9 protein-coding genes are annotated in these 14,638 nt (G+C 69.6%); 4 read left to right on the plus strand and 5 right to left on the minus strand.

The window, feature by feature from the left end:
* The gene (locus D7Y04_RS32260) at positions 1-381 is read right to left on the minus strand and encodes a hypothetical protein (RefSeq protein ID WP_121761764.1); all 381 of its coding nucleotides are present in this window, start codon (positions 379-381) and stop codon (positions 1-3) included.
* 21 nt (positions 382-402) lie between these two features.
* On the opposite strand from D7Y04_RS32260, the gene D7Y04_RS32265 reads away from it, so the two are divergent.
* Positions 403-813 (plus strand): Imm8 family immunity protein, encoded by a 411-nt coding sequence (locus D7Y04_RS32265; protein ID WP_233601664.1) that lies wholly within the window; start codon positions 403-405, stop codon positions 811-813.
* 7 nt (positions 814-820) lie between these two features.
* Here D7Y04_RS32265 and D7Y04_RS32270 read toward each other — a convergent pair whose 3' ends face one another.
* Positions 821-2,101: a S8 family peptidase gene (locus tag D7Y04_RS32270; RefSeq protein ID WP_233601665.1), complete on the minus strand. Its 1,281-nt coding sequence runs from the start codon at positions 2,099-2,101 to the stop codon at positions 821-823.
* Between the two features lie 500 nt (positions 2,102-2,601).
* Here D7Y04_RS32270 and D7Y04_RS32275 point away from each other — a divergent pair, with 500 nt between their 5' ends.
* The 3 genes from D7Y04_RS32275 (at position 2,602) to D7Y04_RS32285 (ending at position 6,677) form a co-directional block, all read left to right on the plus strand.
* Positions 2,602-3,144: a hypothetical protein gene (locus D7Y04_RS32275; RefSeq protein ID WP_121761765.1), complete on the plus strand. Its 543-nt coding sequence runs from the start codon at positions 2,602-2,604 to the stop codon at positions 3,142-3,144.
* A gap of 268 nt (positions 3,145-3,412) precedes the next feature.
* Positions 3,413-5,002 (plus strand): hypothetical protein, encoded by a 1,590-nt coding sequence (locus tag D7Y04_RS32280; RefSeq protein WP_121761766.1) that lies wholly within the window; start codon positions 3,413-3,415, stop codon positions 5,000-5,002.
* 25 nt (positions 5,003-5,027) lie between these two features.
* A complete protein-coding gene (locus D7Y04_RS32285) occupies positions 5,028-6,677 on the plus strand; it encodes a hypothetical protein (protein ID WP_121761767.1) in 1,650 nt (549 codons plus the stop codon).
* 5 nt (positions 6,678-6,682) lie between these two features.
* Here the strand turns inward: D7Y04_RS32285 and D7Y04_RS32290 are convergent, their stop codons facing one another.
* From D7Y04_RS32290 to D7Y04_RS32300, 3 genes are read right to left on the minus strand one after another with little or no spacing between them, the layout of a single operon-like run.
* A complete protein-coding gene (locus D7Y04_RS32290) occupies positions 6,683-7,882 on the minus strand; it encodes a cytochrome P450 (RefSeq protein WP_121761768.1) in 1,200 nt (399 codons plus the stop codon).
* Positions 7,879-9,393 (minus strand): condensation domain-containing protein, encoded by a 1,515-nt coding sequence (locus D7Y04_RS32295; RefSeq protein WP_121761769.1) that lies wholly within the window; start codon positions 9,391-9,393, stop codon positions 7,879-7,881. Before D7Y04_RS32295 ends, D7Y04_RS32290 begins: the two co-directional genes overlap by 4 nt.
* Complete coding sequence (locus D7Y04_RS32300; protein WP_121761770.1) at positions 9,390-14,531, minus strand: non-ribosomal peptide synthetase; 5,142 nt, start codon at positions 14,529-14,531, stop codon at positions 9,390-9,392. The genes D7Y04_RS32295 and D7Y04_RS32300 overlap by 4 nt, the downstream gene beginning before the upstream one ends.
* Positions 14,532-14,638: the final 107 nt, after the last annotated feature.

Below are 14,638 nucleotides of genomic sequence, written 5' to 3' on the forward strand. Positions count from 1 at the left end.
TCACAGCGCGCTGCAGGCCCAGACGCCCAGGGGCGTACAGAAGCAATTGGGATTGGGGTGGCCCGGCAGGCAGCAACTCCGCGACCCGCCAACAGGCGAACACGGGGTCCCCGCGAGCTTGCTGCAGCGATTGTTCAGCCCACAGATGGGAGTGGAAGGGATGCAGATGTTGTAGAAGCCATCGCACTCGACGGAGTCCGCCTGCACCGAACAGGTGTTCCCCTCACAGGACACCGTCGAGCCATTCGGACAGGTTTGTGAGCACGTGACGAGGGCGCTCGACTGCTGCTCCAGCTCCGGCGCCTCGACAGGCTCCAATCCACCACAGGCCACCAGCACCGGGACGACAAGCACCGTCAGCACACTCAGGAAGCTCTTCATGGCGTGTCTCTCCTTGAGGAATTGAGCGGCATCGAATCACAACACGCCCTCCCGCACCCCTGTCTTCCATTCTCGAAGTTCCAGGTGTTCAGCGCCAACGGTGTCGTGACAGGCTTCGAGATGTTCGACGACTGGCTGCCGCCAGCGCGGCAACATCGGCCCAGGACCCGAGGCAAGGGAACTCAGGACCAGGTCAAGAAGTCGGATACGTTCAGCGTGATGCTGGCGACTCCGGCGGGGCTCGACACGCTGGAGCCCAAGGACGGCATCCTCCTGTCCGGCAGCAAGCTGGTGGTCATGCGCCGGTATGACTTCGATGAACTCTGGCGCTGGCTCGAACTCACGATTGCCTCCTGCGAAGGGCCTACCTGGGAGGAGGGTGTCGACAAACTTCGAGTTCACTTCCATTGGGAGTTCGAGGGCATGAAGTGACCCGCGCCTACTCCCCGCCGTTCTGGACGGTGGGGGCCCGCAGGGGTTCGATGAAGCCCGAGTAGGCCATCCGGTTCGGTGAGCAGCGCCCGGGGTTGGTCACCTTGTCCGGCGTGGCGTTGCCCGTCATGGCGGTGCTGACCTCCTGCGGCGCGGAGCCGGGATGGGCCTCCAGGAAGAGCGCGACGATGCCGGTGACATGCGGGGTGGCCATGGACGTGCCGCTCAGCGTTCGGGTCGCCGTGTCATCGCTGGTCCAGGCCGAGAGGATGCCCTCGCCGGGCGCGAAGACGTCCACGCAGTCGCCATGGTTGGAGAAGGACGCCCGCCGGTCCACGCTGTTGGTGGCCCCCACGGTGATGGCCTCGGCGGTGCGCGCGGGAGAGCGCTTGCACGCATCCTGGTTCTCGTTGCCCGCCGCCAGCACATACGTCACGCCCAACGCGATGGAGCGGCGCACGGCATCGTCGAGCACCGCGTCCTCCCCGCCGCCCAGGCTCATGTTGGCCACCGCCGGGGACTGGTGGTGTTCGGTCACCCAGTCCACGCCCGCCACCACGCCCGCTGTCGTCCCGGAGCCCTCGCAGTCCAGCACGCGCACGGCATGCAACGACGCGCTCTTGGCAATACCATACACGTTGCCGCCCACCGTGGCGGACACGTGGGTGCCATGGCCGTTGCAGTCCACGCCGTTGCGACCGTCGCCGACGGCATCGAAGGCGATGTCCGCCCGCCCGGCGAACTCCTGGTGCGTGGGGCGCAGGCCCGTGTCGAGGACGTAGACGTGCACGCCCCGGCCCTGCGTCTTGTACAGGTAGACCTGATTGAGCGGCAGGTCGCGCTGGTCGATGCGGTCAATCCCCCACGTCGCGCCGGACTGGCTCTCAGCCAGCGTCACCACGGCATTCTGCTGCACGTACTCCACCTCGGGCGCGGCGGACATGGCACGGGCCTGCTTCTCGTTCATGCGCGCGGCGAAGCCCCGCAGCGCGTGCGCGTACACGTGGAAGGCCTTGCCGCCGAAGCGCTCGGTAAGGCTCCCCGCGACCACCCCCGGCGCCGGCGCGACGTCCCCTTCCCGGGGCTCCTTGAGCACGACGACGTACTCACCGGGGACCGGCTTCGCGACCCTGAGGAACTTCTCGCGCACGGGTGCCTGTACGGACGCGGTGCCACGGCAGGGTGTGTCACCGGGTGACGGGATGGGATTGCCCCCGCTCTGGCACGCCGGCAGCAGGAACAGCACGCATGCGGACGCGACCGTCCGCGACAGGAGCTTCAGCGACATGGGTCCCCCCGGGGGTGGCACTTCCAGCTGATGAATTAACGCCTTCTGACCCAAAAAAATGGCTCCTGCCCTCCGGGGCCGCGAAACGTCCGTCACGGGAACTTCAGGTTGGCAAGGACGGCGTCACCCCGTTCTGGAGCTCGGGGACCTGGGGGCACTGAAGCGGGAAGACGGCAGGGGCTCCTGGCCGTTGCATTCTGCTCGCGCGGAAGGGACGTGCGGACACTGACGCGCCAGGGGAACAGTGAATAGCTCCGGGCGTTGATGAGTTTCCATGTCCGTTGCGTCTCGCTGCTTGTGATGGGCCTGCTCCTGTGTGAGTTCGGCTGCGCGGTCTGTCCCCTGGGGGCGCCCCCTTCCCCGCGAAATCCGACCGCGGGGGCTTCCAGCCTCATGAGCTGGAGCAAGCCCCAGCGGCTCTCCGCCGGGCCGTCGCTTTCGTGGGAGCACACGCGCTCGCCGTCTGGCCACAGCGCTTCTCGGCGCTGACTGGCGAAGAGATGCAGGGAATCGACGCACGCCGCTACGACCGGCAGAGCAACGCATGGCAGCCCGCCGAGCGCATCGACTCACATATCTCCGACCATGGAGGCATGTTCAACCCGTCCATCGTCGTCCCGACGAACACGGGCGATGCACTGGCCGGCTGGCTGTACATCCCCCATCCCCCACCCCTCACCGGGGCCGCCGAGGGACGCGTGTACAGCGCGGCGAAGGAGGACTGGGACATCCGTCCGCGCTTCGACCGCAGCGTCGATCCGAACAACCCGCGGCTCGGAGGCACCGTGCTGGGCGGATTTCCAGTGCTCGCCTCCGACCCGGCCGGTGACCAGGTCGCACTCTGGGCCCAGTCCGACCACACGGCCTGGGCAAGCTACCAATATGCCCCTGGCAACTTCCGGCCCCCGGAACCCCTGCGGTCCGCGCCGGGAGCTGTCGTGGGCGCCATCACGGGGGCCATGGACCTGAATGGACACGCAACGGCGGTGTGGATTGAGACAGCCGCGGGTGGCGACAGCCTCTGGGTCTCGCGCTACCAGTAGCCCTGGGGCGTATCGGGAGCGGACTCCCACGTGACGGGCAGGTCGTGCACGCCGAGCAGGTTCTCCTCCGCACGGAACTCCGCCGGCGGCTCCGGGGGGCGGAGCCATGCGGCGTCAGTCGTGACGCCTGCCGGCCGTCTTGGAGTCTGACAAGGCGGCCGTGGCAACCCCAGGCGCTCTTCGGCTAGGGTGCCCCGTCCCGGGAGCCCATGAGATGTCTTTGAAATCACGTTCGCTGTCTGCCTTTCTCGTTTCTTGGTGTCTGTTCATGGGCTCGGGGTGCGAGTCCACTCCGGATGAGCTGCCTCCCCAGTCGGACGCGGGCCCGAGCGTGGACGCGGGTCCGGATGCCGGTGTGGACGCGGGTCCGGATGTCGGTGTGGACGCGGGGTCGGGTGCGGACGCGGGCCTGGATGCCGGTGTGGACGCGGGGGCCGATGCGGGCCCGGACGACGGGCCCGAGGAGCCCCCGCCGCCGGGCGTTCCGGAGGGCCACACGTTCCTGCGCCCGTCCGCGACGCGCGTTCGCACCGCGGCGTGGACGGCCCCCCAGGTCACGCTCCGCTTCGCCTTCCTGGGACAGGTCGGGCGCCACTACGACTTCCTCATCGAGGAGTACCAGCGGTGGATCATCATGACGTTGAAGGACCCGTCCGGAGCCGTCCTCGAACGCCGGGAAGGCTTCTCCGGGGCTCTCCCCGTGACCACGCACTGGTCGGGGTTCACCCAGGAGGGCTTCTACACGCTGGAGGTCTCGACGGAGCCGTTCGAGTTCCCCCGGGACCTTGTCTTCCGCTTCGTGGATCAGGGGCCGGACGCTCACGGTGACCTGCTCACCACGGCTTACCCCTGGCTCCCCTCGGAGCAGCCCCTCATGGGGCAGGGGGAGCACCCGGGGGAGCGCGACGTGTTCTCGTTCTCCACCGTGGCGGGCCACGTCTATTCGATGGCCTGCGACTTCTCGCACCCGGGCTGGTGGATGTCCTTCTTTGATCCGGTCCTGAACTACGCCGTCAGCGAGGTGAACAGCGCGAACTTCACGGAGCTGCAGGCCTCCACGGCCTTCAAGGCCCCAGCGGAGCGGTTCCTCGCCATGGTCCGGGCCAACAACTCCCTGGTGGCCCCGTCCCCTTCCGCCTACCAGTGCCGGCTGAAGGACGAAGGAGCGGAGGACCACGGTGAGCGCATGGAGACCGCGACCGCGCTCGCCGAGGGGACGACCTCCGTCGCGGGGCGGCTCGACTTCCGTGCGGACTTCGACGTCTTCGCCCTGAGCGTCCAGCCCGGACACCACTACCGCGCGACCTGCGAACCCAGCGCCACGCCGCCCGACTGTCGGGTCCTCGCGGCGGAGCCGGGCGGCGAATTCGAGGGGTTCAACGACATCGTCCTGGCCTTCAAGACGGCCGGGACCTCCTACTACGTGGGCGTGCAGGGGGACCTGATCCTGCGGGCGCGGTGGACGCCCGCCCCCTATACGCTCCGGTTCGAGGACCTGGGCCTGGACGACCACGGCGACACGCGGCAGACCGCGACGCCGCTGAGCGGACCGTCGCAGACCGTCATCGTGCACATCTCTGAGTTCATCGACGCGGACTACCTCTCCTTCCAGGCCGTCGCCAACGGGCGCTATCGCCTCAGCGGCGACTGGAGGGACACGTCGACCGGGGAGCAGCTGTTCTCAACCCTCTACGATGCGCAGGGGCGCTCCATCCGGGCACCCGGGCAGCGCGTCGGCTCGCGCTGGGTGAAGGAGTTCACCCTGCCCACTGCGGGGACCTACTACTTCGCGATGACCGCCTATCTGCGAGAGAACCTCGTCGACCACACGGTCCTCTTCGAGGTCCTGGACCCCTGACATGCCCATTCCAGGAGCCCCTGTCATGAACGTGAAGCAGCGGTGGTGGTCCGTCTTCCTCCTGTCCGGCGGGCTCATCCTCGGTGCGGGATGCAATTCCACGCCGGAGCCTCCGCCGCTCGTGCTCGACGCCGGCACGGACGCGGGGGCGGATGCGGGCGTGGACGCCGGCGTGGACGCCGGTCCGGATGCGGGGAGTGAGCCGGAGCAGGACGCGGGGACCGTCGCCTGCGCGGACGACGGGCCGGTCGGGGACCCGGGTGACGCGGGCGTGCCGGATGGCGCCACGCTGCTGATTCCCTCGGACGAAGTGCACACCATCACCTGGCCGCCCGGAGGGGGCGTGCCGCTGCACTTCGCCTTCGTCGCCCGGGGATGTCGGCACTACGACCTCACGGTGGAACCGGGGAGCCTGGGCTACTCGGTGGTCCTGCGGGATGCCGCGGGCACGCGGCTCGACTCCTCCGACCAGTACAGCGACAGCACCAGCTATCCCCCCAGCCCGCGGCATTGGTCCGGGCTGGAACGTGGCGCCGTGCACACGTTCTATCTGCTCCCGCTCAACAGCTACCCCCGCGTGCCGTTCCAGTTCCGCCTGGTGGACCGCGGGCCGGACGACCACGGGGACCTGCTCCTCCGGGCGACGCCTTGGACGCCGTCGGAGAAGCCCTTCACGGGCTACGGCGAACACTGGCGCGAGCGGGATCTGCTGTCGTTCGAGACCACCGTGGACCACGTCTACGCGCTCGGCTGCGCCTTCCCGAACCCCTCCTGGGAGCTGCGGTTCCTCAACGGCCAGGAGAAGTCCCTAGGCGTCGCGTATGACCCCAACGACCGGGAGACCGAAGGCGAAGCCCGCATCAAATCCCTGGGGGGCACCTCCTATGCCTCCATCCAGGCCAACGCCTTTCTCGATCCGTCCCTCCCCTACACCTGCGTGCTGAACGACCTGGGGCAGGAGGACCACGGAGACACCCCGGAAGCGGCCACCCCGGTCCCGGCGGGCACCGCGTCCGTGCAGGGGAAGATCGAGGTGCAAGGAGACCGGGACGTCTTCGCCCTCTCCGTCCAGCCCGGGCACCACTACCGGGTGTCCTTCGCCCTCACGGGACAGCGCCAGGGCAGGATCCAGGACGCGGCGCCGGGGGGCCCGTTCGGCACCCATCCCGCTTCCGCGGGCATCCCCACCTCGACGTCCTTCAAGGCGTCCCAGGAGTCGCACTCCGTGGAGATGACGGGCACGCCCGCGCTTGAAGCGAAGTACGTGACGGGGAACTACACGCTCCAGGTGGAAGACCAGGGCCTGGACGACCACGGGGACACCCTGGACACGGCGACGCCCCTCCCGGACGGTCCCCAGACGCTGTCCTTCCGGATCGCCAGCGCCGTCGACCACGACGTCTACACGTTCCAAGCCATCGCCGGACGTCGCTACCAGCTCGACTGCCCCTGGAAGGTGTCGGGCGCGAAGCACCGGCCGGATTTGGTCTTCCTCGACGCGCAGGGGGCGGTCCAGGCGTCCACCCTGGAGGAACAGGAGGAGGTGCGCTGGCGGGCTGTCTTCACCGCGCCCCAGAGCGCCACCTACGCGCTCGAGTTCCGGGCGGACTTCTTCACGTCGCCGGGGACGGTGCTGGGCGACATGGACTGTCGCTTCGAGGCCCTGGCCCCCTGATGCGCCTACCAGGTGACGGGCAGCTCGTGCACGCCGAGCAGGTTCTCATCCTTCTTGAAGCGGATCTCCTCCGGCGGCACGGCCAGCCGCAGCGTGGGGATGCGTTGGAAGAGCGTCTTGAAGACCACCTCGAACTCGATGAGCGACAGCGCCCGTCCCGTGCACAGGTGGATGCCATGGCCGAAGGCGAAGTGACGGTGGACCTCGCGCTGGAGGTCCAGCCGGTCCGGATCCTCGAAGACCGTCTCGTCGCGGTTGGCTGAATCCGGCTGGGCGAGGATGCCTTCACCGGCGCGGATGAGCTGGCCGCCAATGGTGACATCCACCGTGGCCACGCGTTGCCGGCCCAGGTGCGAGACGTTGACGAAGCGCAGGAGCTCCTGGACGGCCGCGGTGATGGCCGCCGGGTCCTCCATCTCGCGGAACTTCGCCAGCTGCCCCGGGTCGAGCAGCAGCGCCAGCGTGCCCAGGCCGAACATGTACGCGGGCGGCCCGTGGCCCGCGTAGAACAGCGCATGGAACATGGCGGCGGCATCCGGGGCGCTCAGCTTGCCCGTCGCCACCTGCTCGGACACGACGCGACCGATGAGCGTGTCCGTGGGCTCACGCAGGTTCGCCTCCACCAGCGCCAGGAAGACCTCATCCAGTCCGGCCAGGGCCGCCGTCGCCTCCTCGCGCGACGAGGCCCGGGAGCCAATGGTCCGACTGAGGACGTGCAGGCGCTCCGCACCGTCATGGGGCACCCCGAGCAGGTCGCAGATGACGCGGATGGCGACGGGCAGCGCGAACGCGGCCATCAGGTCCACCGGATGCGGGCCCGCCAGCATCGCGTCGAGCGCCTCATCCACGGTGCGCTGGATTCGCGGCCGAAGGGCCTCCATCCGCCGGGGCAGGAACTCCTGCACGAGCATGGCCCGCTGAACCCGGTACTCCGCGTCCGGGCGAAAGAAGAAAGGCAGGGTCCGCTCCTGCCGGGCCGCCGAGGAGGCGGAGATGTGCGGGAACCCTGGCAGCGTGGAGTCCAGGACCATCCGGGTATCACTCAGGACCGCGAGCACGTCCTGATAGCGACTGATCAACCATGCCGTGTTCCCGTTGAACAGTCGGACCGGACACACCGGGGCCTCCTGCCTCAACCGCTTGTAGTCGGCGGGAGGCTCCAACGGATGCTGCCAGTCCTTGGGAAACGGATAGGGATTGCTCATTGGGAAGCTCCTGTTCGTGTCAGCAGGGCGGCGGCGCCCGCCACGGTGGGATGCTGATACAGCTCACGCAGTCCAAGGTCCCGGCCCAGCTCGGTCCGGACCCGGGCCGCGATTTCAATCAACTGAAGGGAATGGCCGCCGAGCCGGAAGAAGTCGTCATACGGGTCGACCGAAGCGACCTTCAGCACGTCGGCGAAGATGCGGGCCAGGTGTGCCTCCGTCGCGGTCCGGGGCGGACGCAGGCTCGTCACGCGTGCGTCGGGGCTCAAGGTCCGCAGGACCTCTTCGTAGGCCGCCAGCAGACCTTCGATGAACGCGAGGTCGAAAAGACTCTCATCGAATTCGGCCCACACCGTGCACAGGCCGTCGGAGCGCTCCTCGACCCGCAGGGTGAGCTCGAACTTCGCGGAGGGGAGATCCAACAGCAGCTCCGTCACCTCGCAACCGTGAAGGGCCAGCGCTCCCGCCGTGTGGGGCGGATGGTAGGCGAAGTTCACCTGGACCACGGGAGACCGCGTAGGGTCCCTGGGAGGCGACAGGTCCTCGACGAGCTGCTCGAAGGGCAGGTCCTTGTGTGCGTATGCGTCCGCGCTGGAAGCGGCCACCCTCGTGAGCAGCTGGCGGAAGTCGGGGTCGCCGCGCAGGTCCACCTCCAGCACGACGGTGTTGACGAAGAACCCGAGCACGCGCTCGACCTCGGGCAGGTCCCGGTTGGCCACGGCCAGCCCCAGCAACACCCGCTCACGTCCCGCACGCTGACCGAGCACGAGGCCACACGCGGCGGCCAGCACCGTGAACACCGTCTGTCGTTCAGCGCTCGCGAGGGCATGCACGGACCGGACAATGGCGGCGGGCAGCACGCGATGCGCACGGCGTCCCTGGCCCAGCGCGGGACGCGGGGCGACGAGGTCCAGGAAGAAGGGGACGCCGGACAGCCGCTCGCGCCACCAGCGCGACAGGGACTCGCGCCGTGAAGCGGTGAGCTGTTCGCGCTGCCACGCGGACCAGTCCACGTATTGCACGGGCAGCTCGGACAAGCCCGTGGGTTCGCCCAGGACCGCCGCGCGGTAGGCGAGAGCCAGGTCCTCGGAGAAGACCTGAAGCGACCCGCCGTCCGCCACGAGCAGGTGCAGCGCGAAGACCAGGAAGTGCGTCCGAGGATCCAGCCGGAGCACGGTGAGCCGCAGCAGCGGTCCGTGCTCCACGTCGAACGGACGGGCCGCCTCTGTTTGCGCGTGGCGCAGGGCCTCCGCTTCGGTCGCCACGTCCACGACGTGGAGAGGTGCCTGCCCCTCCGGCGAGAGGTGCTGCCGCGTTCCCAGGGGGAAGACGGTCCGCAGCGGTTCGTGCCGGGCCACCAGCACGTCCAGGGCCTCCCGCAGGGCTCGCAGGTCCAGCGGCCCCGCCACACGGTGGCAGCGGACCGTGGCGTGGGCCGCGCCGGTGGGATCCATCCGGTGCAGGAAGCACAGCCGCTGCTGGGCGAAGGACATCGGGAACGCGGTCGTCATGCGCGCGGCAATCGCTTGATGGTGGTGGAGGCGACCGGCGCCACGGTGAGAGCGGCGGCCAGCTGCGCGACGGTGGGTCCCATGAGGATGGTCGCGAGCCCGACCTCGCGCCCCATCATCCGACTCAGCCGCGAGGCCAGCCGCATCGCCTGCAAGGAATGCATGCCCAGCGCGAGCAGGCTCTCGTGGACATCCACCCGGGTCACACCCAGCAACTCCCCGACCACCGCCGCGATGCGGACCTCGGTTTCGGTCCTGGGCGCCGTGAAGGGCGCTTCCGGACTCCGAGGGGTCGTGGTGGGCAGCCGGGAGCGGTCCACCTTTCCGTGCGGGGTCAACGGCCACGCCTCCAGGACCACGACCTCCGAGGGCACCAGGTGTCCCGGCAGCCTGCGCGCCAGGTCCTCGCGCACGGCCTGCGCGGCCACCGCGACTCCCGGCTCGGCCACCACGTAGCCCACGAGGCGGGGCTCCTCCGCGCGCGCGTCGATGACCGCGAGGGTGTCCGCCACGCCGGGATGTTCGGCCATAGCGGCGCGCACCTCCGCCAGCTCCACCCGGAAGCCCCGGACCTTCACCTGCTCATCGCGGCGGCCCAGGAACTCGATGATGCCTCCCGGAAGCCACCGGCCCAGGTCTCCGCTGCGGTAGAGCCGCCCGCCAGGATGCGCCGCGAGCGGATCCGGCACGAACCGCTCCGCGGTGAGCTCCGGCCTGCCCCGGTACCCCCGCGCGAGTCCGTCCCCTCCGATGCAGATCTCCCCCACTGCGCCCGGCGGCGCCACCTGCCCGGACGCGTCGAGCACGACGACGTGGGCATTGAACAGCGCCCGGCCGATGGGCACGTTCGTGGCCTCGGGATCATGCCCTTCGTCGAGTTTGTAGGCGCTGGCCATGACGGTGGCCTCCGTGGGGCCGTAGGCGTTCGTCAGCTTCGTGAAGCCTGCTCGCTGAAGCGTGCGGAACGCCTCTGGGGGAAAGGCCTCTCCGCCCACCATCACCCGATCCAGCGCGGCGAAGGACTCCGGGGCCTCCGCGGCCAACCGGGGCAACACCACGGGGGGAATCACCACATGCGTGATGCGCTCCTCGATGAGGCACCGGGCCAGCGTGGGCACGTCCCAGACCGGCGGCAGGAAGTGGACCGCGGCGCCGTTCAACAGCGCGCCCCAGACCTCCAGCACCGAGACATCGAAGGAGACCGACGCCATCGCCAGCATCGTCTTGCCCGGTCCCAGGTCCTCGGCCAGGGCCGTGCGGTGCAGGAGCGACACGACCGAGCGGTGTTCGATTTGAACGCCCTTGGGCTTGCCCGTCGAACCGGAGGTGTAGAGGACGTAGGCCAGGTCCGATGGACTTCCCGAGGGCAACGGCGGACCGGACTTCGGGGCAAGGTCATCCAGTACGACGGTGGGGAGGCAGGTGAGCCGGTCCGACAGCGCCGCAGTGGTGACCAGGGCGTGGGCCCCGGCGTCCTGGACGAGCGACTCCAGGTAGGCCGGTGGCGCCTTCGGGTCCAACGAGAGGAAGGCCGCCCCCGCCATGAGGCTTCCCAACTGGGCCACGACCAGCTCCGCCGAGCGGTGGATGCACACCGCCACCAGCGACCCCCGGCCAACGCCCAGGTCTCGCAGGTGGTGCGCCAGGGTCTCCGCCCGGCGCGTCAGTGCTTCGTACGTCAGCACGGAAGCCCCCGCCTTCACCGCCGGAGCGTCGGGCGCGAGCCGGGTCCACTGGGCCAGCAGGTCATGCACCCGATATGTGGGGGCCTCCTTCCTGGCGCCCACGCTGACGAGCGCGCGCTGTTGCGCGTCGTTCATCAAGGCCAGCCGGGACACGCGGGTGTCCGGCGCGGCGGTGATGGAGCGCAGCAGCTGCTGGTACGCGGACAGCATGCCGGTGACGAAGAAGTCCTCGAAGAGGTCGGAGTCGAACTCCCACGAGAGCAGGATGCCGCTCAGGGAGGCTCGGGGACTGGAGCGCACGGTGCTGTCGGAGCGGGGAATGGTCACCAGGTCCCCGGCGAACCGGCTGATGTGTCCCGGTTCGGCGTAGAGGGGCACCGCGACGACGGACAGCTCGAACTTGGCGGAGCCATTGCTCAGGCCCTCGACGATGGTGACGTCGAGAGGGGACGCTTCGAGCGAGCCCACCGACGAGTCATGGAAGTTGAACATCGTCTGGATCAACGGATTGAGCCCGCCCTGCAGCCGCGCGGGTGACTCCGCGAAGATGTGCTCGTACGGCAGCTCCTGGTGGTCGAAGACCTCCAGCGTGTTGCGCCGCACCCGCGCCAGGAACTCCGTGAAGGAGGGGTCCTCGTGCAGCTGTCCACGCAGCACCACCGTGTTGACGAGCATGCCCAGCAGGCTCTCCGTGTCCTGCCAGCGCCGGTTCGCGACCGCGGTTCCGACGAGGAGGTCCCGCGAGCCGGTGTAGCGGTGCAACAGGACGAAGAACGCCGCGAGGAGCGTGGTGAAGAGGGACGTGTGGTTGCGGTCCGCCAGGTCCTGCAACCGGCGCGCGAGCTCCGCGTCCAGCTCCATCCGAGGCGCCACCCCACGGAAGCGCCGGGTCCCGGACAACGCGCGGCGCGGGAGCTGGAGCTGCGTCTGCGCGCCCTCCAGGGCCTTGCGCCAGAAGCGGCGCTGCGCGTTCGCGGCCTCCGTGCCCACCCACTCCCGCTGCCAGCGCGAGTAGTCGTAGTACTGCACGGACAGCGGAGGTCGGCGCACCTGTCCGTGGCGCACGTGGTCGGCGTAGCCGTTGAGCAGCTCGCGGACGAAGACGTTGAACGACCAGCCGTCATGCACCACGTGGTGCTCGACGTGCACGAAGAGGTGCTCCTCTTCGCCCACCTTCAGGAGCCGCCAGCGGAACGGCCGGCCCTCCGCCAACACGAAGTGCGTCTGGACCGCCTCGCGAACCGCCTCGCCCACCCGCGCTTCCAGCACGTCCTCACCCACGCCGCTGAAGTCCTGGAGCGGCACCTCCACCGCCCAGGGCGCCTCCAGTTCGCAGCGCAGCTCTCCATCCACCTCGGGGAAGCGGGTGCGCATCACGTCGTGGCGGCGGACGATGTCCGTGAGGCTCGCGTGCAGCGCGGCGATGTCCAGGGCCCCCGCCAGCCGGAAGACGGCTTGCGTGTGGTAGGCCCGCGCGTCCGGGTTGAGCTTGTGCATCAACCACACGCGCTCCTGGCCAAACGACGGAGCGATGGCGGCACCGGCCTCGCCTCCGCGAGGGCCCAGGTCCACCCCACCCTGCCCTTGCTTCAAGCCGGCCGCGAGTTGAGCGACCGTGGGCGACTGGAGCACCGCGCTCAACTCCAGCTGCGCGCCCAGGACGCGGCGCACCCGGGCGACAAGCTGGGTCGCGAACAGCGAGTGTCCGCCCAGTTCGAACAGGTCGTCATGCCGCCCCACCCGCTCCATCCCGAGCAGCGCCGCCGCGATGGCCGCCAGGGCCTCTTCGGCGGGGGATTCCGGCGGCTGGTAGCCGGTCCGCTCCATCCGCTGGGGGCGGGGCAGCCGGGCCCGGTCCACCTTGCCGCTCGTGTTCAGCGGCCACGCGTCCACCACCACCATCACGTCCGGCACCAGATAGCCGGGCAGCCGGCGGCGCAGCTCCGAGCGCACCGCGTCGCCTGACAGCACCGCTCCGGCGACCGGCATCACGTAGCCCAGCAGACGCTCCCCCGTGCCGTCGACGAGCGCCACCGCGTCCCGCACGTGCGGCAGCAAGGCCAGGGCCGCCTCCACCTGCCCCAGTTCGATTCGCGCGCCGCGGATCTTCACCTGGTCATCGCGGCGGCCCAGGAACTCCAGCGTGCCGTCCGGCAGCCACCGGCCCAGGTCGCCGCTGCGGTACAGCCGTCCTCCCGGCAGCGGGCCGAACGCATCCGGAATGAACCGCTCGGCGGTGAGGCCCGGCAGGCCCAGGTAACCACGTCCAACCCCGTCGCCTCCGAAGCACAGCTCACCCGGGACTCCGTCGGGGACGGGGTGCAGGTGCTCATCGAGCAGGACCACGTGGTAGTTCGAGATGGGGCGGCCAATGGGCACGCGCTCGCCGTCCACGGAGCGCACGGCCTGGAGCGTGCTGGCCACCGTCACCTCCGTGGGGCCATAGCCGTTGATGAAGCGGTGCTGCGAGCCCCACTGCCGCACGGTCTCCGGCAAGCACACGTCCCCCACGCTCATCAGCATCTGGAGGTCGGGGAAACCGCCCGGTCGCAGCGTGCGCAGGACCGTCGCGGGCAGCACCGCGTGGGTGATGCGCCGGCGCACCAGCACCTGGGCCAGCGGCTCACCGGAGAGCTGTGCCGCATCCAGGGACTCCAGCCGTCCTCCGTTGGGCAGCGCCAGCAGGACGTCGAACAGGGACGCGTCGAACGACGGGTGGAAGAACTGGAGCGCGCGCGTGTCCGGCCCCAACGCGCCCAGGAAGTCGCGCTGGGCGTGCAGGAGGTTGGCGACCCCGCGATGCTCGCTCATCACCAGCTTGGGCTCACCCGTCGAACCGGACGTGCAGATGATGTACGCGAGGTCCTCCGGAACGAGCACCGCGTCGTCATCCTGAGACGCGACGGAGCCCGCTTCGGCCCCTGCATCCAGGAAGGGGACCTCTGGCACCGCGCTGTCCGGCGAGAAGCCGACCACGAGCGCCGCACCGACCCTGCGAACGATGTCCTCCCGCCAGGCCCGCGGATGCGATGGCGACAGCGGAAGGTAGGCCGCGCCCACCCTCCAGACCGCGAGCGCGAACTCCACGAAAGCGGGGCCCCGGTCCAGCACGAGCGTGACCACGTCACCCCGTCCAAGGCCCCGGGCCCGCAGGTTCGAGGCCAGGGCACGGGTGCGCGCGTCCAGTCGCGCATAGGTTGTTTCCGTGGTCCCGTCCGAGAGCGCCACGCGATCCGCGTGCAGCCGGCATTGCTCCGCGATGACGTCCACCACCGAGCGCCATGGACCGTGGTCGACCCGGGAGTCCGGGACGCGCGCAGCCACGTGCCCGCCCTCCAGCACCACCGCTGTGTTCCGGCCTTCCAGCGCCCAGGCGCTCTTGCGTCGCAGGCTGGCCAGCAGGCGTTCGTATTCAGTTCCGGTGACCCGGGAGGAAGGGGGCGTGGAGGTCAAGCGAGGGCTCCTGATGCAATGACTTGCACCTGGGCTCTCCGCGCGGAGGCTCACCGCCCGGCAGCCCGGTATCCCGGACCTCTAGCACGCGAAAAAACGCCGCGGTG

Source organism: Corallococcus sp. AB038B (assembly GCF_003668955.1).
GTDB lineage: Bacteria > Myxococcota > Myxococcia > Myxococcales > Myxococcaceae > Corallococcus > Corallococcus exiguus.

Bases quoted from the DNA above. Each gene is read 5' to 3' on its own strand.
- D7Y04_RS32270 (WP_233601665.1), bottom strand. From the start codon at position 2,101: ATGTCGCTGAAGCTCCTGTCGCGGACGGTCGCGTCCGCATGCGTGCTG.
- D7Y04_RS32260 (WP_121761764.1), bottom strand. From the start codon at position 381: ATGAAGAGCTTCCTGAGTGTGCTGACGGTGCTTGTCGTCCCGGTGCTG.
- D7Y04_RS32280 (WP_121761766.1), top strand. From the start codon at position 3,413: ATGGGCTCGGGGTGCGAGTCCACTCCGGATGAGCTGCCTCCCCAGTCG.
- D7Y04_RS32290 (WP_121761768.1), bottom strand. From the start codon at position 7,882: ATGAGCAATCCCTATCCGTTTCCCAAGGACTGGCAGCATCCGTTGGAG.
- D7Y04_RS32275 (WP_121761765.1), top strand. From the start codon at position 2,602: ATGCAGGGAATCGACGCACGCCGCTACGACCGGCAGAGCAACGCATGG.
- D7Y04_RS32295 (WP_121761769.1), bottom strand. From the start codon at position 9,393: ATGACGACCGCGTTCCCGATGTCCTTCGCCCAGCAGCGGCTGTGCTTC.
- D7Y04_RS32285 (WP_121761767.1), top strand. From the start codon at position 5,028: ATGAACGTGAAGCAGCGGTGGTGGTCCGTCTTCCTCCTGTCCGGCGGG.